Raw genomic sequence first — 26,082 nt, 5'->3', positions numbered from 1 at the left:
GGCCTATGTAGCCGGTGCCGCCAGCGCCTCGTTGCTGTGGTTCACCACCCTGGCCGTGGGTGCTGCATGGCTGGCCCCTTGGCTGGCGCGACCGGCGACCTGGCGGATGCTCGACCTGATGGTGGCGGTGATGATGTTCGCGGTGGCGGCGCAATTGATTTTCAACTGATATCAGGCCTGCATGGCTCCTACAGGGGCCGGCGTCCGCTCACCAGCCTGGAAAGGACCATCACCGGCCGGCACCCGCCAAACCGCTCTGGAACCTCTATTCCCTATAGTTGTTGCGTGGTTATGCGCCGGGCCCGGTGCTATGATCCAGCCCTTGCGTCGCAAAGAGTACAAACTCGCCGACGCTCACCGGGCCGCCCGTGATCGGCCTTGCGCAAACCGCGAACAGACCTGAATCAGGAGATCCACCATGGCTTTTGAATTGCCGCCGCTGCCGTATGCCCACGATGCCCTGCAGCCGCACATCTCCAAGGAAACCCTGGAGTATCACCACGACAAGCACCACAACACCTATGTCGTGAACCTGAACAACCTGGTCCCAGGCACCGAATTCGAAGGCAAGACCCTGGAAGAGATCGTCAAGAGCTCTTCGGGCGGCATCTTCAACAACGCCGCTCATCGGCGCCGGCTGCCCGCTGACCAGCGGCGACACCCCGCTGCTGACCTGCGACGTCTGGGAACACGCCTACTACATCGACTACCGCAACCTGCGTCCGAAGTACGTCGAGGCGTTCTGGAACCTGGTCAACTGGGACTTCGTTGCCCAGCAGTTCGAAGGCAAGGTCTTCACGGCCTGAGTGTTCGTACCTTGATCAAAAAACCCGGCCTGGTGCCGGGTTTTTTATTGCCAACTGCAACCCTTTCGCCGGCTTGCCGGCGAAAGGCGGCGGCCCACCCGGCAGAATTCGCAGCGCCCTGCGCCAACGCTCTTGCTCGGCACGCATAGCGCGCTAACATCAAACTTCTGGAAAGATGACGCAGCGCACTCAAGTCGCATGACCGCTCGACCGATATAGTGCCAAGGGCAGTTCCGTCGACCGGCATGTTGCCTGCCAAGGCAATCGGTCGATAGTCTTGTTGCCAGGGTTAATGGCAAAATAATGGCACGCGCATGGATTAAGGAAACCCCATTGAAGCTGGAATTTCGCAACAGCTTGTCGGTCAAGTTGCTCCGGGTGGTGCTGCTCTCGGCATTGGCTGTGGGCGTCGTGCTCAGCTGTGCGCAGATCGTCTATGACGCCTACAAGACGCGCCAGGCCGTCAACAACGATGCCCAGCGCATCCTCGACATGTTCCGCGACCCCTCCACCCAGGCGGTGTACAGCCTCGACCGGGAAATGGGCATGCAGGTGATGGAAGGCCTGTTCCAGGACGAGTCGGTGCGCATGGCCTCGATCGGCCACCCCAACGAAACCATGCTCGCGGAAAAATCCCGCCCACTGCAGGACATGTCCATGCGTTGGCTGACCGACCTGATCCTCGGCCAGGAACGCACCTACACCACCCAACTGGTCGGCCGTGGCCCCTACAGCGAGTACTACGGCGACCTGAGCATCACCCTCGACACCTCCAGCTACGGCGAAGACTTCCTGATCAACGCAGTGATCATCTTCATCTCCGGCGTGCTGCGCGCCATGGCCATGGGCCTGGTGCTGTACCTGGTCTATCACTGGCTGCTGACCAAGCCGCTGTCGAAGATCATCGAGCACCTCACGCAGATCAACCCCGACCGCCCCAGCCAGCACCAGATCCCACTGCTCAAGGGCCACGAGCGCAACGAGCTGGGCATCTGGGTCAACACCGCCAACCAGTTGCTGGCCTCCATCGAACGCAACACCCACCTGCGCCACGAGGCGGAGAACAGCCTGCAACGCATGGCCCAGTACGATTTCCTCACCGGCCTGCCCAATCGCCAGCAGTTGCAGCAGCAACTGGACAAGATCCTCGTCGACGGTGGCCGCCTGCAACGCCGCGTGGCCGTGCTGTGTGTAGGCCTGGACGACTTCAAGGGCATCAACGAGCAGTTCAGCTACCAGGTGGGTGACCAGTTGCTGCTGGCCCTGGCCGACCGTTTGCGCGCCCACAGCGGCCGCCTGGGTGCCCTGGCGCGGCTGGGTGGCGACCAGTTCGCCCTGGTCCAGGCCAACATCGAGCAACCCTACGAGGCCGCCGAACTGGCCCAGAGCATCCTCGACGATCTCGAGGCGCCCTTCGACCTCGACCACCAGCAGATCCGCCTGCGCGCCACCATCGGCATCACCCTGTTCCCCGAGGACGGCGACAGCACCGAGAAGCTGTTGCAGAAGGCCGAGCAGACCATGACCCTGGCCAAGGCCCGCTCACGCAACCGCTACCAGTTCTACATCGCCAGCGTCGACAGCGAGATGCGCCGGCGCCGCGAGCTGGAGAAGGATCTGCGCGAAGCCCTGCCACGCAACCAGCTGTACCTGGTCTACCAACCGCAGATCAGCTACCGCGACCACCGCGTGGTCGGGGTCGAAGCGCTGCTGCGCTGGCAGCACCCGGAGCTGGGCATGGTGCCCCCCGACCAGTTCATCCCGCTGGCCGAGCAGAACGGCAACATCATCGCCATCGGCGAATGGGTGCTCGACCAGGCCTGCCGCCAGCTGCGCGAGTGGCACGACCTGGGCTTCAGCGAACTGCGCATGGCGGTCAACCTGTCTACCGTGCAGTTGCACCACAACGAGCTGCCGCGGGTGGTCAACAACCTGTTGCAGGCCTACCGCCTGCCACCGCGCAGCCTGGAGCTGGAAGTCACCGAAACCGGCCTGATGGAAGACATCAGCACCGCCGCCCAGCACTTGCTCAGCCTGCGCCGGTCTGGCGCGCTGATCGCCATCGACGACTTCGGCACCGGCTACTCCTCGCTCAGCTACCTCAAGTCGCTGCCGCTGGACAAGATCAAGATCGACAAGAGCTTCGTCCAGGACCTGCTCGACGACGATGACGACGCCACCATCGTTCGCGCCATCATCCAGCTGGGCAAGAGCCTGGGCATGCAGGTGATCGCCGAAGGCGTGGAAACCGCCGAACAGGAAAGCTACATCATCGCCCAAGGCTGCCACGAAGGTCAGGGCTACCACTACAGCAAGCCACTCTCGGCACGCGAGCTCACAAGCTTCCTCAAGCAGGCGCAGCGCAATCAGGTCTCGGTGCTGTAACCCGCGTCATCGTTGGTGGTGCACCTTGAACGGGCGTTTGCATGAAATGCGCGCCCGCCTCTTTACAGCAAATGCAAATCTTTCGCATGATGTTGCCGTTTCGCGTGCCACGGCACACGGCCCAACCCAATGGTCCAACCACACGACGCAGGAAACCAACAATGATTCGTATGCCCCTGGCCTCCGCCAGTCTGCTGGCCATCGCCATCGCCCTCGCCGGTTGCGGCGAAGGCAAGAACGACAAGGCCGCCGCTCCGCAAGCCCAGGCACCTGCCGCCGCCAGCACCACCGCAGCAGCGCCTGGGGCTGTCGACGAAGCCGCCGGCAAGGCCGTGGTCAAGCATTACGCCGAGATGGTCCACGCCGTGTACAGCGACTCGCTGAGCACCGCCAAGCAGCTGCAGAGCGCGGTCGACGCGTTCCTGGCCAAGCCCAACGACGACACCCTCAAAGCCGCCAAGGCCGCCTGGGCTGCCGCACGCGTGCCTTACCTGCAAAGCGAAGTGTTCCGCTTCGGCAACACCATCATCGACGACTGGGAAGGCCAGGTTAACGCCTGGCCCCTGGACGAAGGCCTGATCGACTACGTCGACAAGGGCTACGAGCACGCCCTGGGCAACCCGGCGGCCAGCGCCAACATCATCGCCAACACCGAGATCCAGGTGGGCGAGGACAAGGTCGACGTCAAGGACATCACCCCCGAGAAGCTGGCCAGCCTGAACGAGCTGGGCGGTTCCGAAGCCAACGTCGCCACCGGCTACCACGCCATCGAATTCCTGCTCTGGGGCCAGGACCTCAACGGCACCGGCCCAGGCGCGGGCAACCGCCCAGCCTCCGACTACCTGGAAGGCAAGGGTGCCACCGGCGGCCACAACGAGCGTCGCCGCGCCTACCTGAAGGCGGTCACCGAGCTGCTGGTCAAGGACCTCGAAGAGATGGTCGGCAACTGGGCACCAAACGTCGCCGACAACTACCGCGCCACCCTGGAAAACGGCCCGGTCAACGATGGCCTGCGCAAGATGCTGTTCGGCATGGGCAGCCTGTCGCTGGGCGAGCTGGCCGGCGAGCGCATGAAGGTCTCGCTGGAAGCCAACTCGCCAGAAGACGAGCAGGACTGCTTCAGCGACAACACCCACTACTCGCACTTCTACGACGCCAAGGGCATCCGCAACGTCTACCTGGGCGAGTACACCCGTACCGACGGCAGCAAGCTGAGCGGCCCGAGCCTGTCGTCGCTGGTGGCCAAGGTCGACCCAGCCGCCGACGCCACGCTCAAGGCCGACCTGGAAGCCACCGAGGCCAAGATCCAGGTCATGGTCGATCACGCCCTCAAGGGTGAGCACTACGACCAGCTGATCGCTGCCGACAACGCCGCCGGCAACCAGATCGTGCGTGACGCCATCGCCTCGCTGGTCAAGCAGACCGGCGCGATCGAGCAGGCCGCGGGCAAGCTGGGCATCGACAACCTGAACCCCGATACCGCTGATCACGAGTTCTGATCGGCGTTGTAGCGGTTCACGCAAAAAGGCGGCCTACGGGTTAATGCCAGTCAGTTAAGCCACATTTGGGGCTGCTTCGCAGCCCTTCGCGGCGGTTCGGCGCTCCGACAAGCCCGCTCCCACAGGTACGGCGCATATGTTGAGAAATGCGCAATCCTGTGGGAGCGGGCTTGCCCGCGAAGGGCCGCAGAGCGGCCCCAATCAATGCGATGGCGCACTAACTGATCAGCATTAACCCTCGGGTCGCCTTCTTTGTTTTGCCGGCCCCATCGCAGAAATGCGGCGCGTAACAATTGCCGGCGATAGGGCCATCAATGCCGGCAATGAGCCTGAAGTTTCACATTCTTTTCATCCGCGTAATTGCAAATTGCTCTTATTCAAAAACGGCCGGCCTGATAAGCTTGCACGCCGGTTTTTCGCCCATGCCCAGGATTGTCGATGTCCTTGCTTCGCCTAAGCCCCCTGCTGCTGGCCCTCGCCCTCGCCGCCTGTGACGACGCCCCGCGCTTCACCCAGGCCGAGCCCGGCGAAGCCCTCTCCGGCGGCCAGGCCACGGTGCAGCGCAGTGACCGCAACGCCTACTCACTACCCTCGGCCAACCTCAGCCCCGAGCGGCGCCTGGACTTTGCCGTGGGCAACAGCTTCTTCCGCAACCCCTGGGTGATCGCCCCGTCCACCACCACCGCCCGCGACGGCCTGGGCCCGCTGTTCAACACCAACGCCTGCCAGAACTGCCACGTACGCGACGGCCGCGGCCACCCGCCGGCACCCGGCGACAGCAACGCGGTGTCGATGCTGGTGCGCCTGTCGATCCCCGACCAGCCCTACTACGCCCGCGAGATCGAACGCCTGGGCGTGGTCCCCGAACCGGTGTACGGCACGCAATTGCAAGACATGGCCGTGCCGGGCGTGGCACCGGAGGGCAAGGTACGGGTGAGCTACGACACCCACACCGTCACGTTCAAGGATGGCCACCAGGTCGAACTGCGCCGCCCGACGTTGCAGCTCACCCAGCTCGGCTACGGCCCGATGCACCCGGACACCCGTTTCTCGGCCCGGGTCGCCCCGCCGATGATCGGCCTGGGGTTGCTCGAAGCCATCGCCGAAGCCGACCTGCTGGCCAACGAAGACCCGGACGACCGCAACCATGACGGCATACGGGGCCGGGCCAACCGGGTCTGGGACGATGCCCAGGGCAAGACCGTGGTCGGCCGCTTCGGCTGGAAGGCCGGGCAGCCCAACGTCAACCAACAGAACGTGCACGCCTTCGCCGGCGACATGGGCCTGACCAGCACCCTGCTGCCCAAGGATGACTGCACGCCCGCCCAGGTCGATTGCCTGGCCGCACCCAACGGTGATGGCCAGGACGGCGAGAAGGAAGTCAGCGACAACATCCTGCGCCTGGTCACCTTCTACACCCGCAACCTCGCCGTGCCCGCCCGCCGCAACGTCGCCGCGCCGCCAGTGCTGGCCGGCAAGAACCTGTTCTTCCAGGCCGGCTGCCAAGGCTGCCACACCCCCCAGTTCACCACGGCCGCCGATGCGGCCGAAGCGGAGTTGGCCGGCCAAGTGATCCGCCCCTACAGCGACCTGTTGCTGCACGACATGGGCCCGGGCCTGAGCGACGAGCGCACCGAGTTTTCCGCCAACGGCCAGGACTGGCGCACCCCACCGCTGTGGGGCATCGGCCTCAGCGAAACGGTCAGCGGCCACAGCCAGTTCCTCCACGACGGCCGCGCCCGCAACCTGCTCGAAGCCGTGCTCTGGCATGGTGGCGAGGCTCAAGCGGCGCGCGACCAGGTACTGACCTTCAATGCCGAGCAGCGCGCCGCGCTGCTGGCCTTCCTGAATTCCCTTTAAACCGCACAAGGAGCCGGGCATGTTCCGACCCAAACTGTTGTTCACCAGCCTCGCGGCCCTCGCCCTCGGCGCCTGCTCGCCGCAGGACCCGCAGGCGGTGACCTCCGCCGCCATCGCCAAGCAGGTGATCCTGCCCACCTACAGCCGCTGGGTGGAAGCCGACCGCACGCTGGCCGCCAGCGCCCTGGCCTATTGCGAAGGCAAGGCCTCGCTGGACAGCGCCCGCGCCGACTTCCTCAACGCCCAGAAGGCCTGGGCCGAGCTGCAACCGCTGCTGGTCGGCCCGCTGGCCGAAGGCAACCGCGCCTGGCAGGTGCAGTTCTGGCCAGACAAGAAGAACCTGGTCGGCCGCCAGGTCGAGCAGCTGGTCAATGGCGACAAGCCAGTCGATGCCGAGTCGCTGGGCAAGGCCAGCGTCGTGGTGCGCGGCCTGTCCGCCTACGAGTACATCCTGTTCGACAGCAAGCCTGACATCGCCACGGCCGAGCAGAAGGCACGCTACTGCCCACTGCTGGTGGCCATCGGCGAACACCAGAAGGCCCTGGCCGAGGATATCCTCAAGACCTGGAACAGCACCGACGGCATGCTGTCGCAGATGACCAAGTTCCCCAACCAGCGCTACGCCGACTCCCACGAAGCGATCGCCGACCTGCTGCGTGCCCAGGTCACCGCCCTGGACACCCTGAAGAAGAAGCTCGGCGCCCCCATGGGCCGGCAGAGCAAGGGCATCGCCCAGCCGCTGCAAGCCGAAGCCTGGCGCAGCCACTCGTCGCTCAAGAGCCTGGAAGCCTCGCTCAAGGCCGCCCAGGCGGTTTGGGTCGGTGTCGACAACCAGGGCCTGCGCGGCCTGCTGGGCAAGGACCAGGCGGCACTGGCGCAGAAGATCGACGACGCCTACGCTACCGCGCTCAAACTGCTGGCCGACAACCCGAAGACCCTCGGCGAGCTGCTGGCCGACGAGGCTGGCCAGCAAACCCTGAACCGCATCTACGATGCCCTGAACGTCGTCCATCGCCTGCATGAGGGCGACCTGGCCAAGGCGTTGAACATCCAGCTGGGCTTCAATGCCAACGACGGTGACTGATCATGTTGCGACGCCAGGCCCTGAAACTCGGTAGCGTAGTGCTCAGCGCCCTCACCCTGGGCGGCTGGAGCCTGTTCCGTGGCAAAGGCAGCGAACCCTTGCTGCTCTCGGCGCGCGACGATGGCGACGGCAAGCACTACGCCGTCGGCTTTCGCCTGGATGGCCGCGAGGTGTTCAGCACCCAGGTGGCCCAGCGTTGCCATGCGATCATCAACCACCCCGAGCTGCCCATCGCGCTGTTCGTCGCCCGTCGCCCGGGCACCGAAAGCTACCTGGTCGACCTGCGCGACGGGCGCTTGCTGCAGACCGTGACCTCGCAACCGAATCGCCACTTCTATGGCCATGCGGTCATCCACAAAAGCGGTGAATGGCTGTACGCCACCGAGAACGACACCACCGACCCCGGGCGTGGCGTGCTGGGTGTCTACCGCTTCGAGGGGGAGCGCCTGGTGCATACCGGCGAGCTTTCGACCCACGGTATCGGCCCCCACGAAGTGGCCTGGCTGCCCGACGGCGAAACCCTGGTGGTGGCCAACGGCGGCATTCGCACCGAAGCTGAAAGCCGGGTGGAGATGAACCTCGACGCCATGCAACCGAGCCTGGTGCTGATGCAGCGCGATGGCACCCTGCTGAGCAAGGAGACCCTGGCCCAGCAGATGAACAGCGTGCGTCACCTGGCGGTCGGCGACGACGGCACCATCGCCGCCTGCCAACAGTTCATGGGCGGCGCGGACGAAACCGCCGAGCTGCTGGCGATCAAGCGCCCGGGCGAGCCGTTCAAGGCCTTCCCGGTACCCGAGCGCCAGCTGCAAGCGATGGCCCAGTACACCGCCAGCGTCGCCATCCACAGCGACCTGCGCCTGGTGGCGCTGACCGCGCCACGGGCCAACCGCCTGTTCATCTGGGATCTGGACAGCGGCGCGGTGAAGCTTGATGCGCCGATGCCGGACTGCGCGGGGGTCGGGGCGGTGAAGGAAGGTTTCGTCGTCACCTCCGGGCAGGGGCGCTGCCGTTTGTATGACTGCCGCAAGCCGGAACTGATCGGGCAGCCGATGAACCTGCCGTCCGGGTTCTGGGACAACCACCTGCACCTGGTCTGATTGTTCCGTTGCCTGCACCGGCCTCATCGCCGGCAAGCCGGCTCCCACAAAAATGGCGCGGTCAGCGTGGGAACAACTGTCTTGCACAGGCTCCTGTAGGAGCGGCCTCGTGCCGCGAAAGGGGCGCGAAGCGGCCCCAGGTTTTTGCGTCTGCGCATAGATTGCCGGGGCTGCTGTGCAGCCCTTTCGCGGCACGAGGACGCTCCTACAGGTGGGGCGCATGTAGCCACCAGGTGGAGCCGGCTTGCCGGCGATGAGGCCGTAACAGACAACACCCCTCCTCCCCTTTTTCGAAAAACCGACAATACTTTCCCCCATCGCACGTGGGCCGGATCGCCCGTGGTCGTGCCCGATCGAAAAATTCCGCATCCAAGGAACCGGACCTATGTTGCGCCGCCGCATGCTGATCATGTTGGCTGTCGTCCTGCTGATCGTGCTGATTCTGGGGGGTATCAAGGGCTACTCCATCTACCAGCAGGTGCAGATGTTCTCCCAGCCCAAGCCACCGGTCAGCGTCGCCGCGGCCCAGGCCGAACTGCGCCAGTGGCAGGAGCGCCTGCCGGCGGTGGGCAGCCTGAAGGCCTATCAAGGCGTGGAGCTGAGCCTGGAAGTGGCCGGCACGGTCAAGTCGTTGCATTTCGAGTCCGGGCAGCAGGTCAAGGCCGGGCAGTTGCTGCTGCAACTGGATCACGACCAGGAAACCGCCCTGCTGGGTACGGCACAGGCGGACCTGGGGCTGGCCAAGGTCGACTTCGGCCGGGGTAGCCAACTGGTCGGCGACTCGGCCATCTCCCGTGGCGAATACGACCGCCTCACCTCGGTCTACCGGCGCAACCAGGCCGTGGTCGACCAGCTCAAGGCGTCGCTGGCGAAGAAAAGCATCAGCGCCCCGTTCAGCGGCACCATCGGCATTCGCCAGGTGGACGTTGGCGCCTACCTGGCCAGCGGTACGGTGATCGCCACCCTGCAGGACCTGTCCAGCCTGTATGTGGACTTCAACGTCCCCGAGCAGGCCCTGCCGCAACTGACACTCGGCCAGCAGGTCGTGGTGCAGGTGGCCGCCTACCCCGGCCAGACCTTCCCCGCCAGCCTCAGCGCCATCAACCCCAAGGTCGAGGAAAGCACGCGCAACCTGCTGGTACGCGCCACCCTGGCCAACCCCGACGGCAAGCTGTTGCCCGGCATGTTTGCCAGCCTGAACGTGCTGTTGCCCGATCCCAAGCCGCAAGTGGTGGTGCCGGAGAACGCCATCACCTACACCCTGTACGGCAACTCGGTGTATGTGGTCGAGACGAAGAAGAGCGAGGATGGCCAGCCGCAGGTCAATAGCGACGGCCAGCCCCAGCAGGTCGTCGAACAACGCACCGTGCAAACCGGCGAGCGCCGCGATGGCTGGGTGGTGGTGAGCAAGGGCCTACAGGCGGGCGACCAGGTGGTTACCGCCGGTCAGCTCAAGCTGAGCCCAGGCGCGGCGGTACGCATCAGTGCCGACGCAGCCCTCAAGCCTGCCGCGCCGGGCGCGGACTGAAGCGGAGGCCGGCATGGCGTTCACCGACCCGTTCATCCGCCGCCCGGTGCTGGCCAGCGTGGTCAGCCTGCTGATCCTGCTGCTCGGTTTGCAAGCCTGGAGCAAGCTGCAGATCCGCCAGTACCCGGCAATGGAAAACGCCCTGATCACGGTGACCACCGCCTACCCCGGGGCCAACGCCGAGACCATCCAGGGCTACATCACCCAGCCGCTGCAACAGAGCCTGGCCAGCGCCGACGGCATCGACTACATGACCTCGGTGAGCCGGCAGAATTTCTCGGTGATTTCGGTCTACGCCCGCATCGGCGCCGACACCGACCGCCTGTTCACCCAGTTGCTGGCCAAGGCCAACGAGGTGCGCAACAAGTTGCCGCAGGACTCCGAGGACCCGGTACTGAGCAAGGAGGCAGCCGACGCCTCGGCGCTGATGTACATCAGCTTCTACAGCAAGGAGATGAGCAACCCACAGATCACCGACTACCTGTCGCGGGTGATCCAGCCCAAGCTGGCCACCCTGCCGGGCATGGCCGAGGCCGAGATCCTCGGCAACCAGGTGTTCGCCATGCGCATCTGGATCGACCCGGTGAAGCTGGCCGGCTTCGGCCTGTCGGCGGTGGACGTGACCAGCGCCGTGCGCCGCTACAACTTCCTCGCTGCCGCCGGCGAGGTGAAGGGCGAGTACGTGGTCACCAGCATCAACGCCACCACTGAGCTCAAGTCCGCCGAGGCCTTCGCCGCCCTGCCGGTGAAGACCTCCGGCGACAGCCGGGTGCTGCTGGGCGATGTGGCGCGCATCGAGATGGGGGCGGAGAACTACGACACGGTCAGCTCGTTCGACGGCACACCCTCGGTGTACATCGGGGTCAAGGCCACCCCGGCGGCCAACCCGCTGGAGGTGATCAAGGAAGTGCGCCGGCTCATGCCGCAGTTGGAACAGGAGCTGCCCACGGCGCTGAAGGTGTCCATCGCCTACGACGCCACGCTGTTCATCCAGGCCTCGATCAACGAGGTGATCAAGACCCTCGGCGAGGCGGTGCTGATCGTCATCGTGGTGGTGTTCCTGTTCCTGGGTGCCCTGCGCTCGGTGCTGATCCCGGTGGTGACCATCCCGCTGTCGATGATCGGCGTGCTGTTCTTCATGCAGATGATGGGCTACTCGCTGAACCTGCTGACGCTGCTGGCGATGGTGCTGGCCATTGGCCTGGTGGTGGACGATGCGATCGTGGTGGTGGAGAACATCCACCGGCATATCGAAGAAGGCAAGACGCCGTTCGATGCGGCGCTGGAGGGTGCCCGCGAGATCGCCCTGCCGGTGGTGTCGATGACCGTCACCCTGGCGGCGGTGTATGCGCCGATCGGTTTCCTCACCGGGCTCACGGGCGCACTGTTCAAGGAGTTCGCCCTGACCCTGGCCGGCGCGGTGATCATCTCTGGTATCGTTGCCCTCACCCTGTCACCGATGATGTGCGCCCTGCTGCTGCGCCACGAGCAGAACCCCACCGGCCTTGCTCACCGCCTGGACCTGATCTTCGACAACCTCAAGCAGCGCTACCAGCGCCTGCTGCACGGCACCCTGAACAGCCGCCCGGTGGTGCTGGTGTTCGCCGTGCTGATCCTGTGCCTGATCCCCCTGCTGCTGATGTTCACCCGCAACGAGCTGGCCCCGGACGAGGACCAGGGGGTGATCTTCATGATGAGCAGCTCGCCGCAGACCGCCAACCTCGACTACCTCAATGCCTACACCGATCAATTCACACCGTTGTTCAAGCGCTTCCCCGAGTACTACTCGTCGTTCCAGATCAACGGTTTCAATGGCGTGCAGAGCGGGATAGGCGGCTTCTTGCTCAAGCCATGGGGCGAGCGCGAGCGCACGCAAATGCAACTGCTGCCACTGGTACAGAAAGAGCTCGAGCAGATCGGTGGCCTGCAGATCTTCGGCTTCAACCTGCCCTCGCTGCCTGGCACCGGCGAGGGGTTGCCATTCCAGTTCGTGATCAACACGGCCGGCGACTACCCTGCCCTGCTGGATGTCGCCCAGCGCGTCAAGGCGCGTGCCCAGGCCTCGGGCAAGTTCGCCTTCCTCGACATCGACCTGGCGTTCGACAAGCCGGAAGTGGTGATCGATATCGACCGGGCCAAGGCGGCGCAGATGGGGGTGTCGATGGATGCCCTGGGCGGCACCCTGGCCACCTTGCTGGGTGAGGCGGAGATCAACCGTTTCACCCTCGAAGGGCGCAGCTACAAGGTGATCGCCCAGGTCGAGCGCCCTTACCGGGCCGACCCGGGGTGGTTGAACAACTACTACGTGAAGAACGAGCAGGGCCAATTGTTGCCGCTGTCGACCTTGATCACCCTCAGCGACCGGGCCCGACCGCGGCAGCTCAATCAGTTCCAGCAGCTGAACGCGGCGATCATCCAGGGGGTTCCGTTGGTGAGCATGGGCGAGGCGCTGGAGACGGTGCGCACGATTGCCCGCGAGGAGGCGCCGGAGGGCTTTTCGGTGGACTACGCCGGTACCGCGCGGCAGTTCGTGCAGGAAGGCAGCGCGTTGTGGATGACCTTCGGGCTGGCCCTGGCGATCATTTTCCTGGTGCTGGCGGCGCAGTTCGAAAGTTTCCGGGATCCGTTGGTGATTCTGGTGACGGTGCCGTTGTCGATCTGCGGGGCGTTGTTGCCGCTGTTCCTTGGGGTGTCGAGCATGAACATCTACACCCAGGTGGGGTTGGTGACGTTGATCGGGCTGATTACCAAGCATGGGATTTTGATCGTCGAGTTTGCCAATCAGTTGCGGGATGAGAAGGGGCTTGGGGTGCGGGAGGCGATCGAGGAGGCTGCCGCGATACGCTTGCGGCCGGTGCTGATGACCACGGCGGCCATGGTGTTCGGGATGGTGCCTTTGATTCTTGCTACGGGGGCGGGGGCGGTCAGCCGGTTCGACATTGGCTTGGTGATCGCTACCGGGATGTCGATCGGGACCTTGTTCACGTTGTTTGTGTTGCCTTGTATTTATACGGTTTTGGCGCATAAGGCGGGGTGAGGGGTTCGGGTTCGGGTTCGGGTTCGGGTTCGGGTTCGGGTTCGGGTTCGGGTTCGGGGTTAGCGTGCTGGTTTTTATATTTCGGTGCATATCCATTCACGATAGGGACTTTTCGGCACCTTTCCGCCCTTACGGCGGCCTACTTTTTTCTTGGAAAAAGTAGGCAAAACCGCCTGCTCCCATCATCCGGCCCCTACGCTTCGCTTCGGGGTTCCCTCACTCCGGCCTTGCTCCCGCGTGGACGCACTGAAGGGCCATCCATGGCCCATCAGTGCTCGATGGGCATCCATGCCCATCGCCCCGCTCCGCAAGTCCTCCGTTCGGCCTCCTGAAGTCGCGTTTGGCGGTGACTGGACTATCGCGCGCTTAGAAGCAAGAGCAAGAGCAAGAGCAAGAGCAAGAGCAAGAGCAAGAGCAAGTGCGGATCGTGTTTAATCGTTTTTATCTGTTGTTTGTAATGGCCTCATCGCCGGCAAGCCGGCTCCCACAGTGACCGCGTAAATTTCGAGTTCAGCGCAGTACCTGTGGGAGCTGCGGTTCGCCGCTGCTACTTGCCAGCGATTGCAATTGGAAGTTCAACTTCCATTCAACTAGCGACAGCTGCGCCAATGCAGGCGCCGCCCGCTCTTCGCGACTTCAGGAGGCCGATCGGAGGGCTTGCGGAGGGAGGCGACGGGCATGGATGCCCGTCGAGCACTGATGGGCCATGGATGGCCCGTCGGTGCGTACTCCCGGGAGCAAGACCGGAGTGAGGGAACCCCGGAGCGAAGCGCAGGGGCCGGATGAATGGAGCGCAGCCTTTTTTGGTTACTTTTTGGGGCGTTTGCCAAAAAGTGACCCGCCGTAAGGGCGGAAAGGTGAATAAGCGTCACCCTCGCAAATGGATATGTACACAAACCTCATAACCAACTAACCAACTAACCAACTTTACCGCCATAGGAAAAACAAAACGCCAGCCCCATGAAAAAGTACCCAGCGCCAGCCCACTATCAACCAAACGGCCGCAACCCCTGCCTCATCCCAAACAAGAACAACAACAAATCATGATCCGGCGCCACGGCCCCCTGCTCAACCTTGGCCACCCGCGGCAGCGGACAACCCCCGCCCACCTCAGCCTGGCTGAAAACCGTAAGCCGAGGCTGTTCCCAGGCCGCCACGGCCACTGTGGTCACCCCCAGCGCCCCGACCAGAAACAAAGCTCGAGCGATTTCTAGTTTCATTGCCCTAACCCTTTGACAGCGCTGCCAAACGCCATCTGGTAAAAATAGAGCAAGCTTTGCCATTCCGCGTCGGTCATCGACGAATGGCGACGCAACTGCCGCAGGTCGTTGTACGCCGCACGCTGGCAACTGATCCGCCGCCGGCACTTCTCCAAATCGAGCAATGCCACTTCAACCCGCGCCTGCTCGCCCTCGCCAAGCACCTTGACGAACACATGCTTGCCATACAGGCAACCATGCTGCCAGTGCCCCAGGTGCATGCGCGCCAGGTTGTCGGCCAGGTCCTTGAACATGCGCTCATGAACCGCCTGCGGGTACTGCTCGCGTGCACCCTCGGCATACCAGGTGTCGAGGTCGACAAAACCATCCAGCGCCTCGCTCACCAGCAACGCCCGCCATTGATGCTCGGCGTCACGCTCGGCACCGGCAAACACGATGCGCGGCACGCGCACGCCCAACTGCTCGAAGCTGTTCAATGCGTCCAGCTCACGCAGCACCGTAGGCCGCCCGAACGGGTGCAGCAGGCTGCGGTAGATATGCCCGACCTGGCGCTTGGCATACAGCAACTGGCCGCTGGCGTCGCACAGGCGCTGTACGCCACTCTCGCCACCACGCCGCTGGTTGGGTTCCTCGACCCACTCGCCCTGCTGCTGCCAATAAAAATCGAACTGACCGGGCTCTTTCTGCACTGCCGCCATCAATACCTACCCCTTGCGCAATACGTACACTCGCCACATGGCATAGAACGGCAGGAAGTCGAGACGTTCCTGAATTCTGAAACCTGCTGCGGAAAATTCTTCTTCTACTGTAGCCGCCGGTAACACAAAACGGTTCTGGTAGCTGCTCTGCTCGGCTCTGACACTCCGACGGGCCTCGAGTTTCTTGCGTCGCCACGCCTTGACGTTGCCATCCACCCACAATGACAGGATTACACTGTCGCGACTAACCCTTTGAAATTCCGAAAGAATTGTCTTTCGATGAGCAGGGTCGCCGATATGGTGGAACAAGCGCATGCAGAAAATGCTGTCTACCGCGTTGTCCGGCAGATCAATCGCAAAGGCAGAAGTCTGCAAGGGGCGTACCCGCGCCACCACTTCTGGCGGTTGCGCCGCACAGGCTGTCTCGATCATCGCAGCGGAATTGTCTGCACCGATGATCACCCGGTTGGGCTTTTCCGCCAGCAACGGCCAGAAACGCCCCGCGCCACACGGCAGGTCGAGGACCAGGCCCGGCTCGCCGGCCATGGCCAGGGCACGCCGGGCCAGCTGCTCGTCGCGCTTGTGGGAAAGGCGTCGGGCCAGGCCATCCTGGTGCTTGAGGAAGTACTCGCGGGCATGCTCGCGGTCGTACTTATCGGAAAATTCGAGTTTGATTGGGCTACGCATCGAGCATCTCCTGACTCCAATTCGCCCACCTTAGGCAGGCGGGCGTTGGCAACAGGTCATGCGAATGTGAAAAATCTGTAAGCCCTGCAGAAAGGTTTTACAAGAAGTAAATCCGGATCCTATTGACGATCAACACCGGGCAGCTCCTGTGCAGCCCTGCCGGGTGTCAGGTCGACCTGAAAACGGCAACCATGGGGCAGCGTGGTCGTCAGGGTGACGCGCCATCCCTGGTCGTCGCAGATCCGCTGAACCAGCGACAAGCCCAACCCCAGCCCCTCGCCACGGCGTTCGTCGCCACGCACGAACGGACGGAACATCGCCTCGCGCTGCTCTTCCGGGATACCCACGCCACTGTCTTCGACACTGAAACCATTGGGTTCCAGGCTCAGGCGAATATAGCCGCCGTCAGTGTAATGGGCGGCATTGCGCAGCAGGTTGCCCATCACCGATTGCAGGAAGGTGGCGTTGTACAGCACCGAACTGGCGCTGACGCGGCCATCGTAGTAAAGCGCCAGGCCTTTCTGCTCGATGGTGTCGCGCCACACTCCGGTCAGGTCGTCGGCCACCTCGCGCAGGGTCGCCTGGGACGCTACCGCACCTTCATCGCGTTGCGCGCGGGCGAGCATGAGGAAGGTCTTGACCAGCTCACGCATCTCCTCGGTGGCCCGGACGATACGCTCCACCTGGCTGCGGGCGCGGTTGTCCAGGTTGGGGTTTTCCGTCAGCAGCTCGCAGGAGGTGGCCAGCACCATCAAGGGTGTACGCAGCTCGTGGCTGACATCGCTGGTGAACAGCCGCTCGCGGGTCAGGGCATCACGCAGGCGACCCAGGGTATCGTCGAAGGCCACCGCCAACTGCCCCACTTCGTCTGCCGCATAGTCCGGCGCCAGCGGCGGCGCCAAGCCCAGCAACTGGTCGCGATGGCGGACCTGGCGGGCCAAACGGATCACCGGCGCCATCACCCGACGCGCCAGCAGCCACCCCAGGATCACCGCCAGCGCCAGGCTGAGCACGAAGCCCACCACCACTACCGCGAACAGCACCCGCTCGCGCTCTTCGAAATCGCTCTGGTCCTGCAACAGCACATAGCGCCGGCCATCGACGATCTCGACCATGGCGTGGTACGAAAGCTGGTCGCGGAACACCTCGTGGAACCCAGGCTCCAGGTGACGCAGGTCCTTGGGCAGTTCGAAATCGTCGCGCCCGCCACTGAAGTAGAACAGCTGGTCCGGGCGCGGCCGGTGGCTCCAGTCGCTGACGCTGTCCATGCGCAACAGGCGCTGCAGGTCACCACCGAGCACCGAGGAGATAAGCCGTTCCTCGACCAGGTGCACGGTACCGACGATGCCGAAGGCGAACGCCCCGGCCACCAGTGCGCTCATCAGCGCGAAAGCGATGATGATGCGCTGGGCAAGGCTCTGCTTAAACTCCATCGCGGCCCTCGGCGAGGCGATAGCCGACGCCATGGACGGTATGCAGCAGCGCTTTGTCGAACGGTTTGTCGATCACCTGGCGCAACTGGTGCACATGGCTGCGCAGGCTGTCGCTGTCAGGGCAGTCGTCGCCCCACAGGGCTTCTTCCAGCACTTCGCGGCGCAACACGTGGGGGCTCTTCTGCATGAGCACGGCGAGCAGCTTCAGGCCCACCGGGTTGAGCTTGAGCAGGCGGCCCTGGCGGGTCACTTCGAGGGTATCGAGGTCGTAACTGAGGTCTGCCACCTGCAAGGTGCGTCTGCCGCCACCTTGGGCGCGGCGCAGCACTGCCTCGATGCGGGCGGCCAGCTCCGACAGGGCGAACGGCTTGAGCAGGTAGTCGTCGGCGCCGGAACGGAAGCCCTGCAGACGGTCGTCCAGCTGGTCACGGGCGGTGAGCATGATCACCGGTGTGTCGCGACGGGCGTCCTCGCGCAAGCGCTTGCACAGGGTGTAGCCATCGATGCCCGGGAGCATGATGTCGAGGACGATCAGGTCGTAGTGTTCGGTGGCGGCCAGGTGCAGGCCCGACAGGCCATCCTGGGCGCAGTCCACGGTGTAGCCTTTCATGCCGAGGTAGTCGGCCAGGTTGGCAAGAATGTCGCGGTTGTCTTCAACCAAAAGAATGCGCATCGGGGTCTCCTGTGCGGCGCTTCACTCGGCGCGGCAGGCGCAGCTTACGGCCATTGCCTGCACGGTGCCAGCGTTTGGGAAAAACCGCCGAACTTGACAGTTTTTTCACCGATCCTTCACGGACACAGGATAGCGGGCAGTCGACAATGCCCGGTCTTTTTCGCGCCCTGGAGCCGTCATGTCTTCACCCATTCGCCCTCGCCCGATCAATGCCTGGCTGTACCTGGGCATCCCGCTGGCCGTCGCCGTGGCCCTGATCCTGCTCGAGCTGACCTCGGTCGACATGGACGTGGCCAACCTGTTCTTCGACCCGGCCGCCGGCGAGTTCATCGGCCGCCACAGCTACCTGCTGGAAACCATCCTGCATGACCGGGTCAAGCAGGGGGTGATCCTGCTGGGGGTGCTGGCGCTGGTGACCTTCGCCCTGAGTTTCTTCTGGCGGCGGCTGTTCGGCTGGCGCCGCGAGCTGGGCTGCCTGGTGCTGGCGCTGGGCCTGTCCACCGCGTTCGTCACACCACTGAAGAAAGTGACCCAGGTGCAGTGCCCATGGAGCCTGACCCAGTTCGGCGGCCAGGAAACCTACAGCAAGCTGCTCGAACCCCGCCCTGCCACCGACAAGCCAGGGCTGTGCTGGCCGGGTGGGCATGCGGCGACCGGTTTCTGCCTGTTCGGGCTGTTCTTCATGTTGCGTGACCGGCGTCCGCGCCTGGCCCGCGCGGCGTTGCTGCTGGCCTTGGTCGCCGGGTCGGTACTGTCGGTGGGGCGGATGATGCAGGGTGCGCACTTCCTGTCGCACAACCTGTGGACGGCGGTGTTCTGCTGGTTGATCGGGTTGGGCTCGTATTACCTGGTGCTGTATCGCCGGGGTATGGCGGTGACGACCGTGCCGCAGAACAGCGCTGCCTGAGCAAGGGGCCGCGTTGCGGCCCATTCGCGGGTAAACCCGCTCCCACAGTGACTGCACCACCCTTGGGTCTTCTGGGAGCGGGTTTACCCGCGAATGGCCAGCACAGGCAAACGAAAAAGCCCCGGCTCTCGCGAGCCGGGGCTTTTTGTTACAGCAGGGGGTAAGGCTGGCTTACATCATGCCGCCCATGCCGCCCATGCCGCCCATACCACCCATGTCTGGCATGGCTGGCTTGTCTTCCGGCAGGTCGGCAACCATGGCTTCGGTGGTGATCATCAGACCACCGATCGAAGCAGCGGCTTGCAGGGCCGAACGGGTGACCTTGGCTGGGTCCAGGATGCCCATCTCGATCATGTCGCCGTATTCGCCGGTGGCGGCGTTGTAACCGAAGTTACCCGAACCTTGCTTGACCTTGTCGGCCACCACGCTTGGCTCGTCGCCGGCGTTGGCAACGATCTGGCGCAGCGGGGCTTCGACCGCGCGGCGCAGCAGGGCGATACCGACGTTCTGCTCTTCGTTGTCGCCTTTCAGGTCGACGATAGCGGCCAGGGCGCGAACCAGGGCCACGCCACCGCCAGGCACCACGCCTTCTTCGACGGCGGCACGGGTAGCGTGCAGGGCGTCTTCAACGCGGGCTTTCTTCTCTTTCATCTCGACTTCGGTGCCGGCACCGACCTTGATCACGGCAACACCGCCAGCCAGCTTGGCCAGGCGCTCTTGCAGCTTCTCACGGTCGTAGTCCGAGGAAGTCTCTTCGATCTGGGCGCGGATCTGCTTGACGCGCGCTTCGATGTCGGCGTCGGAACCGGCGCCGTCGATGATGGTGGTGTTTTCCTTGGACAGGATGACGCGCTTGGCGTTACCCAGGTGCTCCAGGGTAGCGGTTTCCAGGGACAGGCCGATTTCTTCGGAGATGACCTGGCCGCCGGTCAGGGTGGCGATGTCCTGCAGCATGGCTTTACGGCGATCGCCGAAGCCTGGTGCCTTGACCGCAGCAACCTTGACGATGCCGCGCATGTTGTTCACGACCAGAGTCGCCAGGGCTTCGCCTTCGACGTCTTCGGCAACGATCAGCAGCGGACGGCCGGCCTTGGCAACGGCTTCCAGCACTGGCAGCAGTTCGCGGATGTTGGAGATCTTCTTGTCGACCAGCAGCAGCAGCGGGCCTTCCAGCTCGGCAACCATGGTGTCCGGCTTGTTGACGAAGTACGGCGACAGGTAGCCACGGTCGAACTGCATGCCTTCTACGACGGACAGTTCGTTTTCCAGGCCCGAGCCTTCTTCGACGGTGATCACGCCTTCTTTACCGACTTTTTCCATGGCTTCGGCGATGATGTCACCGATGGAGTTGTCGGAGTTGGCGGAGATGGTGCCTACCTGGGCGATGGCCTTGGAGTCGGCGCATGGCTTGGACAGGTTCTTCAGCTCGGCGACGACAGCGGCGGTGGCCTTGTCGATGCCGCGCTTGAGGTCCATCGGGTTCATGCCGGCAGCGACGGCTTTCAGGCCTTCGTTGACGATGGCCTGGGCCAGGACGGTGGCGGTGGTGGTGCCGTCACCGGCAGCATCGTTGGCCTTGGAAGCAACTTCCTTGACCAGCTGGGCGCCCATGTTCTCGAAGGCGTCCTTGAGCTCGATTTCTTTGGCGACGGAAACGCCGTCCTTGGTGATGGTCGGCGCGCCGAAGCTCTTGGCCAGGACCACGTTGCGGCCTTTCGGGCCCAGGGTCGCTTTTACCGCGTCAGCCAGAACGTTGACACCAACCAGCATTTTCTTACGAGCGGAATCGCCGAATTTTACGTCTTTAGCAGCCATGATCGTTTAATCCTTGGAATTCTTTGGAGTAACGGGAAGTCGGGGGAAATCAGCCTTCGATGACGGCGAGGATTTCGTTCTCGGCCATGACCAGCAGGTCTTCGCCATCGACTTTCACGGTGTTGCTGCCCGAGTAAGGGCCGAAAACCACTTTGTCACCCACTTTCACGGCCAGCGCGCGCACTTCGCCGTTGTCCAGGATGCGACCGGCGCCGACGGCGACGACTTCGCCGCGGTTCGGTTTTTCAGCGGCCGAACCCGGCAGGACGATACCGCCAGCGGTTTTCGATTCTTCTTCGCTGCGACGGATGACGACGCGGTCATGCAGAGGACGAAGCTTCATTGTCGATCTCTCCCAAATTGTGGTTTTCATCGGCCGGTTTCAGCACCGGCGGGTTGATGCGGTCCGGCGTTGCCGGGGGTGGCCCGCGAAGGGCGAACCACCTGTGTCATGTCTGGTGTCGCCACCAGAAACCTTGCGGTGACCACATACATGAGGCCGGCTTATTCGATTACAAGGCTTGATACGGAAAAATTTTCATTAGGCCGCTGACTGGCCCTGTTCGACCAGCATCCTTGACGCGGAGCTGGCCGTGTAGGAGCGGCCTTGTGTCGCGAAAGGGCCGCGAAGCGGCCCCTGGGTTCTGATGGGGATCAACATTGCTGGGGCTGCTGCGCCCCCCTGTCGCGACACAAGGGCGCTCCTACAGAAGACTTGCAATTACTTGTCGCGACGTTCGTACTCGCCCTCGATCACATTGGGGCGGTGGTTCGTATCGCGAGGTTGGGCCTGGAACGGGTCATCCTGGAACGCCCGCTGACGCAGGGCCTGTTCTTCGGCGCGGCGGCGCAGCTTGCCGGCCACCAGGCGGCGGGTGAACGGCAGCAGGCACAGCAGGCCGAGCACGTCACTGATGAAGCCTGGCAGCAGCAACAGGCCACCACCGACCGCCATCATCAGCCCCTGGAACATTTCTTCGGCAGGCAGTTCGCCGCGCTGCAGGCTCTCGCGGGCACGCAGTGCGGTGGCCAGGCCGGCCACGCGCATCACCAGCACACCCAGGGCGGAGCCAGCGATGATCAGCAGCAGCGCCGGGAAGAAACCGATGGCGGCGCTGACCTTGACGAAGACGAACAGCTCCAGCACCGGGAAAATGAGAAACAGCAGTAGAAAGGCACGCATCAAGAATTCCTCGACGGAAGAGAATCTTCCTGTAAGACCTTCAGATGGATGCGTGCACGCGGATTTTCAACCCTCGACCGCTGCCGCCACCGGCCACTGGTCGGCGCGAGCCAGTAAAACCAAGGCCTCGCGTACTTGTGTCGGGGTATTGCAGGTAGTCGGGAAAGCCAGCCAGTAAACCCCTTGGCCGATGCGCAGGTGCATGCCTTCGCTGTCGATGCCGACCATTTCGGCAGCCGCGGTGCGTGGCAGGCCGCTCAATTCGACATAGTGAGCGATGGCACTTTCATGGTCGCTGTTCATGTGCTCGATCATGCTCGCCTCGGCCTGGCCAGCGAACGGGTTGGCCAGGGTCACCTGGTCGAGCCAATGGATCGCGCCGAAGCCGCCGATGTAACGGTGTCGCACCGGCTGCAGCACCCAGAAGTCGAAGTCGTGGGCCTTGTGGTAGTCGGCCGATTCCGGGAAGTAGCGGTAGTAGCGCGCGGCGGCGGCTTCGATGGCCGCTTCGTCGGTCAGCTTGTGCGCCTCGGCCATGATCGTCAGCCGCCCCACCGCCTGCACGTCCTCGGCATCGCGCTCGCCCACCAGCAGCGAGCACTTGGCGTCCTTCTGCAGGTTGTGGGTGTGCTGGGCGATGCGGCTGATCAGGATGATCGGGTGCCCGTCGGCATCGAGGCAGTACGGCACCACCGAACCGAACGGGAAGCCGGGCATCGATTTGGAGTGAGTGGAAAGCACGCCGCGGTATTCCTTGAGCAGTAGTTCCCGGGCGGGGCGAAGGGCGTTGATACTCACGAAGGTGGCTCCTGGCGATGGACGGGATGGCTGACAAGATAAGCATTATCATCCACTGCCGCCATAGCCTGCATCCCGATCGCGGGGCAAGCCCGCTCCCACGGACGAGTGTGGGAGCGGGCTTGCCCCGCGAAAACCATCTACCAGGTCACGCCAAAGCCTGCGGTATAGCGGGTCTTGTCCAGGTCACGCTCATCGGTACCCTTGATCAGGTCCTTCTCCGCCTTGAGGTTGAGCGAGGCCCAATCGGTGACTTTGTAGCGCAGGCCCACCTCGGCATCCAGGGCATAGTCGGCGACGCTGCCAAACGGCTTGCCAACCTCGCCATTGGTGAAGAACTCCACCTTCTTGCCAATCAGGTAACGGTTGTAGTCCCACTTCACCGCCGCGGCGTAGAAGTTGTCCTTGCTGCCGTCGCGGTACTCGAAGTCGGTGCGGTTGATCAGCGAGCCCAGCGAGAACGCCCCCAACTCGTTATCCCAGAACTGGTAACCCGGGCCAGTACCGACGGTGCGCTGGCGCGCCAGGTCTTCGATATGGTCGCGCTTGTACTCCACGCGCCCCTGCCAGAACCACTTGTCGGTGATGAAGCGGTCCAGAGCGTATTCACCGCTCCAGTTGTTGGTGGTGGTGACGTCGTCCTTGGTCTCGCGGTTGTACTCACCCTCGGCGTTGTGCCGCCAGCGGCCATGGCGGGCTGTGGTCTTGAAGCTGACGTCGTAGTCGTCGGTATTGTTCTCGGCGCGCTTGTAGTCCATCGCCACGTCGACATTGCCCTTCCACAGGAAGTCCTCGACCACCGGCTGCGGCTTCATGATCTGCTCGATGCTGGCCAGCTCGACGGTCTTGGGTGCATCACCGTTGGCCAGGGTGACCTTGCCCGGCTCGGCGGCCTTGAGCGACTTGGCCTTCTCGCCGGTGTAGGCGTCCTGCTTGACCAGCAGTTCCTGATCGCTTTCGAGGGTTTTCACCTGCTTCCAGTCCAGGGCGATGGCACCCCCGTAGGGTGTTTGCAGCAGTAGCTTGCCGCCATCGAACACGGTGATCTTGCCGCTCAGGCGGTCACCGTTCTTCATCCACACGGTGTCGGCAAGCGCCGGGGCGCAGAGTGAAACAGCGATGAGACAGAGCAGCGTTCTAGAGTACATAAGCAGACTACGGATTCGATTTGTCGAAAAAAGCCGGGCATTATCCGGATGCCCAGGCCCAGAGCAAGGACAGACCCAGACCATGCCGACGAGTTCCACGCGCATTCACCGTTACCGCCTGTCCGGTTTCATCCGCAGGCCAGGAATCCTCTGATGTCGACCGTTTATCCGCCGCCGCCGGAAAACGCCGAAGCCCGACGAATGGCGTTGTACTCGGTGCTCGGCCAGGTGCCGCAGGGCAAGGTGGTCAGCTATGGCCAGCTGGCCGAACTGGCCGGCCTTGGCCGTGCGGCGCGCTGGGTCGGACGCACCCTCGGGCAACTGCCAGCGGATACCCGCCTGCCTTGGCACCGCGTGCTCGGCGCCGGCGGGCGGCTGAGCCTGGCGCTGGGCACGCCCTCGGGTGACGAACAGCGCGCGCGATTGCGCGCAGAGGGCGTGAATGTAGCCAATAATCGTGTGGATATGGCGTGCCATGGCTGGCGCCCGATGGAGCACAGCGGTTAGAGTGCGCGCTTTGTTTTCGCAAACCTTGAGGCAGATGTTGGCCCATGCCCCGTAAAACCTGGCGCGCTGCGCTCGCTGCCTATGCCAGCCCGTCAACCCTGGTGCTTTTGCTGCTCGGATTCGCCGCCGGCCTGCCGTACATGCTGGTGTTCTCGACGCTTTCGGTGTGGCTGCGCGAAGCCGGTGTGGCGCGCGAAACCATTGGCTACGCCAGCCTGATCGGCCTGGCCTACGCCTTCAAGTGGGTGTGGTCGCCCTTGCTCGACCAGTGGCGCCTGCCGCTGCTCGGCGGCATGGGCCGCCGCCGCTCCTGGCTGCTGCTGTCGCAGGTGCTGGTGGTGGTGGGGCTGGTCGGCATGGGCTTCTGCGACCCGCAGAAGCACCTGTCGTGGCTGGTCGCCCTGGCGGTGCTGGTGGCGTTCGCCTCGGCCACCCAGGACATCGCCGTCGACGCCTACCGCCTGGAGATCGCCGACGACCAGCGCCAGGCCGCGCTGGCTGCCAGCTACATGGCCGGCTACCGGGTCGCCGCCCTGCTCGCCACCGCCGGTGCGCTGTTCTTCGCCGAGTGGTTCGGCTCCACCGGCTTCAGCTACCTGCACCAGGCCTGGACCGGCACCTACGTGCTGTTCGGCGTGCTCATGCTGCCGGCGGTGTTCACCACCCTGGTGATGCGCGAGCCGCCAGTGCCGCTGCGCACCCAGCTGTCCGCCGCCCGCTACGGGCTGCTGCACCAACTGGCGTCGGTGTTCGTGCTGATCATCCTGCTGGTCTCGGTACCGGCAAGCTTCACCCAGATGTTCAATACCGACTGGTCCAGCGTGGTGTTCGGCGACGCCTCCGTGCTCGACCTGCTGCTCGAGGACCGCGCCTTCCTGCGCCTGCTGCTGTATGCGCTGCTGAGCTGGGCCTGCCTGTCGTCGATGGGCCGTCGCGGCCTGGCCCCGGTGCTCACCCCGGTCAACGACTTCATCAGCCGCTATCGCTGGCAGGCCTTGCTGCTGCTGGGCTTGATCGCCACCTACCGGATGTCCGACACGGTGATGGGCGTGATGGCCAACGTGTTCTACATCGACATGGGCTTCACCAAGGACCAGATCGCCAGCGTCAGCAAGATCTTCGGCCTGATCATGACCCTGGTCGGTGCCGGTGCCGGCGGCCTGCTGATCGTGCGCTTCGGCATCCTGCCGATCCTGTTCATCGGCGGCGCGGCCTCGGCGGCCACCAACATCCTGTTCCTGATGCTGGCCGACATGGGGCCGAACCTGGAAATGCTGGTGGTAACCATCTCGCTGGACAACTTCAGCTCTGGGCTTGCCACCTCGGCGTTCGTCGCCTACCTGTCGAGCCTGACCAACCTGAAGTTCTCGGCGACTCAGTACGCGCTGCTCAGCTCGATCATGCTGCTGCTGCCACGCTTGATCGGCGGCTACTCAGGGGTGATGGTGGAGAAGTTCGGCTATCACGATTTCTTCCTGATCACCGCACTGCTGGGCGTACCAACGCTGATCCTGATCGCGCTGCACTGGCGCCAGGAGGTCGGGCGGGGAAAGCAGGTGCCGGTTCAGAACCCGGCGGCTGAACAACCCTGATCCACCCCATTCGCGGCACAAGGCCGCTCCTACAGAGAAACCACGATCTCTTGTAGGAGCGGCCTTGTGCCGCGAAAAGGGCTGCAAAGCAGCCCCAAGGATCTACAGGTAACGCAGACCAG

Annotated in this window: 21 protein-coding genes and 1 pseudogene; 12 read left to right on the top strand and 10 right to left on the bottom strand. The window is 63.9% G+C overall.

Translation table 11 applies throughout. The features are described 5' to 3' along the window. The 9 genes and pseudogenes from IX761_RS09105 to IX761_RS09065 all read left to right on the top strand — a co-directional run. Window positions 1-169 (top strand): LysE family transporter (locus IX761_RS09105; protein ID WP_194789256.1); only part of this gene is annotated, 169 nt, incomplete at its 5' end. A gap of 249 nt (window positions 170-418) precedes the next feature. Continuing rightward, window positions 419-806, top strand: a pseudogene (locus tag IX761_RS09100) (Fe-Mn family superoxide dismutase). 333 nt (window positions 807-1,139) lie between these two features. After that, window positions 1,140-3,191: a putative bifunctional diguanylate cyclase/phosphodiesterase gene (locus IX761_RS09095; RefSeq protein WP_194789255.1), complete on the top strand. Its 2,052-nt coding sequence runs from the start codon at window positions 1,140-1,142 to the stop codon at window positions 3,189-3,191. Between the two features lie 161 nt (window positions 3,192-3,352). Further along, window positions 3,353-4,690, top strand: a complete 1,338-nt coding sequence (locus tag IX761_RS09090; protein ID WP_194789254.1) for an imelysin family protein — start codon at window positions 3,353-3,355, stop codon at window positions 4,688-4,690. A gap of 432 nt (window positions 4,691-5,122) precedes the next feature. After that, window positions 5,123-6,550 (top strand): di-heme oxidoredictase family protein, encoded by a 1,428-nt coding sequence (locus IX761_RS09085; protein ID WP_194789253.1) that lies wholly within the window; start codon window positions 5,123-5,125, stop codon window positions 6,548-6,550. A gap of 19 nt (window positions 6,551-6,569) precedes the next feature. Further along, window positions 6,570-7,634, top strand: coding sequence for an imelysin family protein (locus IX761_RS09080; protein ID WP_194789252.1), 1,065 nt, complete (start codon window positions 6,570-6,572; stop codon window positions 7,632-7,634). A 2-nt stretch (window positions 7,635-7,636) separates the two neighbouring features. Further along, window positions 7,637-8,734 carry a DUF1513 domain-containing protein gene (locus IX761_RS09075; RefSeq protein ID WP_194789251.1) on the top strand — a complete coding sequence of 366 codons (1,098 nt, stop codon included), beginning with the start codon at window positions 7,637-7,639 and terminating at the stop codon, window positions 8,732-8,734. Between the two features lie 385 nt (window positions 8,735-9,119). After that, entirely contained in the window at window positions 9,120-10,262 is a 1,143-nt protein-coding gene (locus IX761_RS09070) for an efflux RND transporter periplasmic adaptor subunit (RefSeq protein WP_194789250.1), read from the top strand. Between the two features lie 13 nt (window positions 10,263-10,275). Beyond that, on the top strand, window positions 10,276-13,299 hold the full coding sequence (locus IX761_RS09065; RefSeq protein ID WP_194789249.1) for a multidrug efflux RND transporter permease subunit: 3,024 nt from the start codon (window positions 10,276-10,278) through the stop codon (window positions 13,297-13,299). Between the two features lie 989 nt (window positions 13,300-14,288). Here IX761_RS09065 and IX761_RS09060 read toward each other — a convergent pair. The 5 genes from IX761_RS09060 to colR all read right to left on the bottom strand — a co-directional run bounded on the left by IX761_RS09060 (window position 14,289) and on the right by colR (window position 18,010). Continuing rightward, window positions 14,289-14,519 (bottom strand): hypothetical protein, encoded by a 231-nt coding sequence (locus IX761_RS09060; RefSeq protein ID WP_194789248.1) that lies wholly within the window; start codon window positions 14,517-14,519, stop codon window positions 14,289-14,291. Continuing rightward, entirely contained in the window at window positions 14,516-15,217 is a 702-nt protein-coding gene (locus IX761_RS09055; RefSeq protein ID WP_194789247.1) for a lipopolysaccharide kinase InaA family protein, read from the bottom strand. Before IX761_RS09055 ends, IX761_RS09060 begins: the two co-directional genes overlap by 4 nt. Window positions 15,218-15,223: 6 nt before the next feature. Next, window positions 15,224-15,904, bottom strand: coding sequence for a class I SAM-dependent methyltransferase (locus tag IX761_RS09050; protein WP_194789246.1), 681 nt, complete (start codon window positions 15,902-15,904; stop codon window positions 15,224-15,226). Window positions 15,905-16,023: 119 nt separating this feature from the next. After that, a complete protein-coding gene (locus tag IX761_RS09045) occupies window positions 16,024-17,337 on the bottom strand; it encodes a sensor histidine kinase (RefSeq protein ID WP_194789245.1) in 1,314 nt (437 codons plus the stop codon). After that, window positions 17,327-18,010, bottom strand: coding sequence for a two-component system response regulator ColR (gene colR / locus IX761_RS09040; RefSeq protein WP_011535512.1), 684 nt, complete (start codon window positions 18,008-18,010; stop codon window positions 17,327-17,329). The genes IX761_RS09045 and colR overlap by 11 nt, the downstream gene beginning before the upstream one ends. 178 nt (window positions 18,011-18,188) lie before the next feature. Here colR and IX761_RS09035 point away from each other — a divergent pair, with 178 nt between their 5' ends. Next, window positions 18,189-18,917, top strand: coding sequence for a phosphatase PAP2 family protein (locus IX761_RS09035; RefSeq protein ID WP_194789244.1), 729 nt, complete (start codon window positions 18,189-18,191; stop codon window positions 18,915-18,917). A 171-nt stretch (window positions 18,918-19,088) separates the two neighbouring features. Here IX761_RS09035 and groL read toward each other — a convergent pair whose 3' ends face one another. The 5 genes from groL to IX761_RS09010 form a co-directional block, all read right to left on the bottom strand. Next, window positions 19,089-20,732: a chaperonin GroEL gene (groL, locus tag IX761_RS09030; protein WP_194789243.1), complete on the bottom strand. Its 1,644-nt coding sequence runs from the start codon at window positions 20,730-20,732 to the stop codon at window positions 19,089-19,091. A gap of 49 nt (window positions 20,733-20,781) precedes the next feature. Next, the gene (locus IX761_RS09025) at window positions 20,782-21,075 is read right to left on the bottom strand and encodes a co-chaperone GroES (protein WP_016395539.1); all 294 of its coding nucleotides are present in this window, start codon (window positions 21,073-21,075) and stop codon (window positions 20,782-20,784) included. Between the two features lie 378 nt (window positions 21,076-21,453). Next, the gene (locus IX761_RS09020) at window positions 21,454-21,915 is read right to left on the bottom strand and encodes an FxsA family protein (protein ID WP_194789242.1); all 462 of its coding nucleotides are present in this window, start codon (window positions 21,913-21,915) and stop codon (window positions 21,454-21,456) included. Window positions 21,916-21,981: 66 nt separating this feature from the next. Further along, window positions 21,982-22,713, bottom strand: a complete 732-nt coding sequence (locus IX761_RS09015; RefSeq protein ID WP_194789241.1) for a HugZ family protein — start codon at window positions 22,711-22,713, stop codon at window positions 21,982-21,984. A gap of 140 nt (window positions 22,714-22,853) precedes the next feature. Next, window positions 22,854-23,861, bottom strand: coding sequence for a DUF481 domain-containing protein (locus IX761_RS09010; RefSeq protein WP_194789240.1), 1,008 nt, complete (start codon window positions 23,859-23,861; stop codon window positions 22,854-22,856). Between the two features lie 153 nt (window positions 23,862-24,014). On the opposite strand from IX761_RS09010, the gene IX761_RS09005 reads away from it, so the two are divergent. After that, window positions 24,015-24,368: an MGMT family protein gene (locus IX761_RS09005; protein ID WP_194789239.1), complete on the top strand. Its 354-nt coding sequence runs from the start codon at window positions 24,015-24,017 to the stop codon at window positions 24,366-24,368. A 44-nt stretch (window positions 24,369-24,412) separates the two neighbouring features. After that, the gene (locus IX761_RS09000) at window positions 24,413-25,960 is read left to right on the top strand and encodes an AmpG family muropeptide MFS transporter (protein WP_194789238.1); all 1,548 of its coding nucleotides are present in this window, start codon (window positions 24,413-24,415) and stop codon (window positions 25,958-25,960) included. Window positions 25,961-26,082: the final 122 nt, after the last annotated feature.

It is taken from the genome of Pseudomonas sp. UFMG81, assembly GCF_015354575.1.
Classification (GTDB): Bacteria; Pseudomonadota; Gammaproteobacteria; order Pseudomonadales; family Pseudomonadaceae; genus Aquipseudomonas.
The sequence above is the reverse complement of the archived record's forward strand: the minus strand, read 5'-3'. Positions and strand labels throughout refer to the sequence as shown.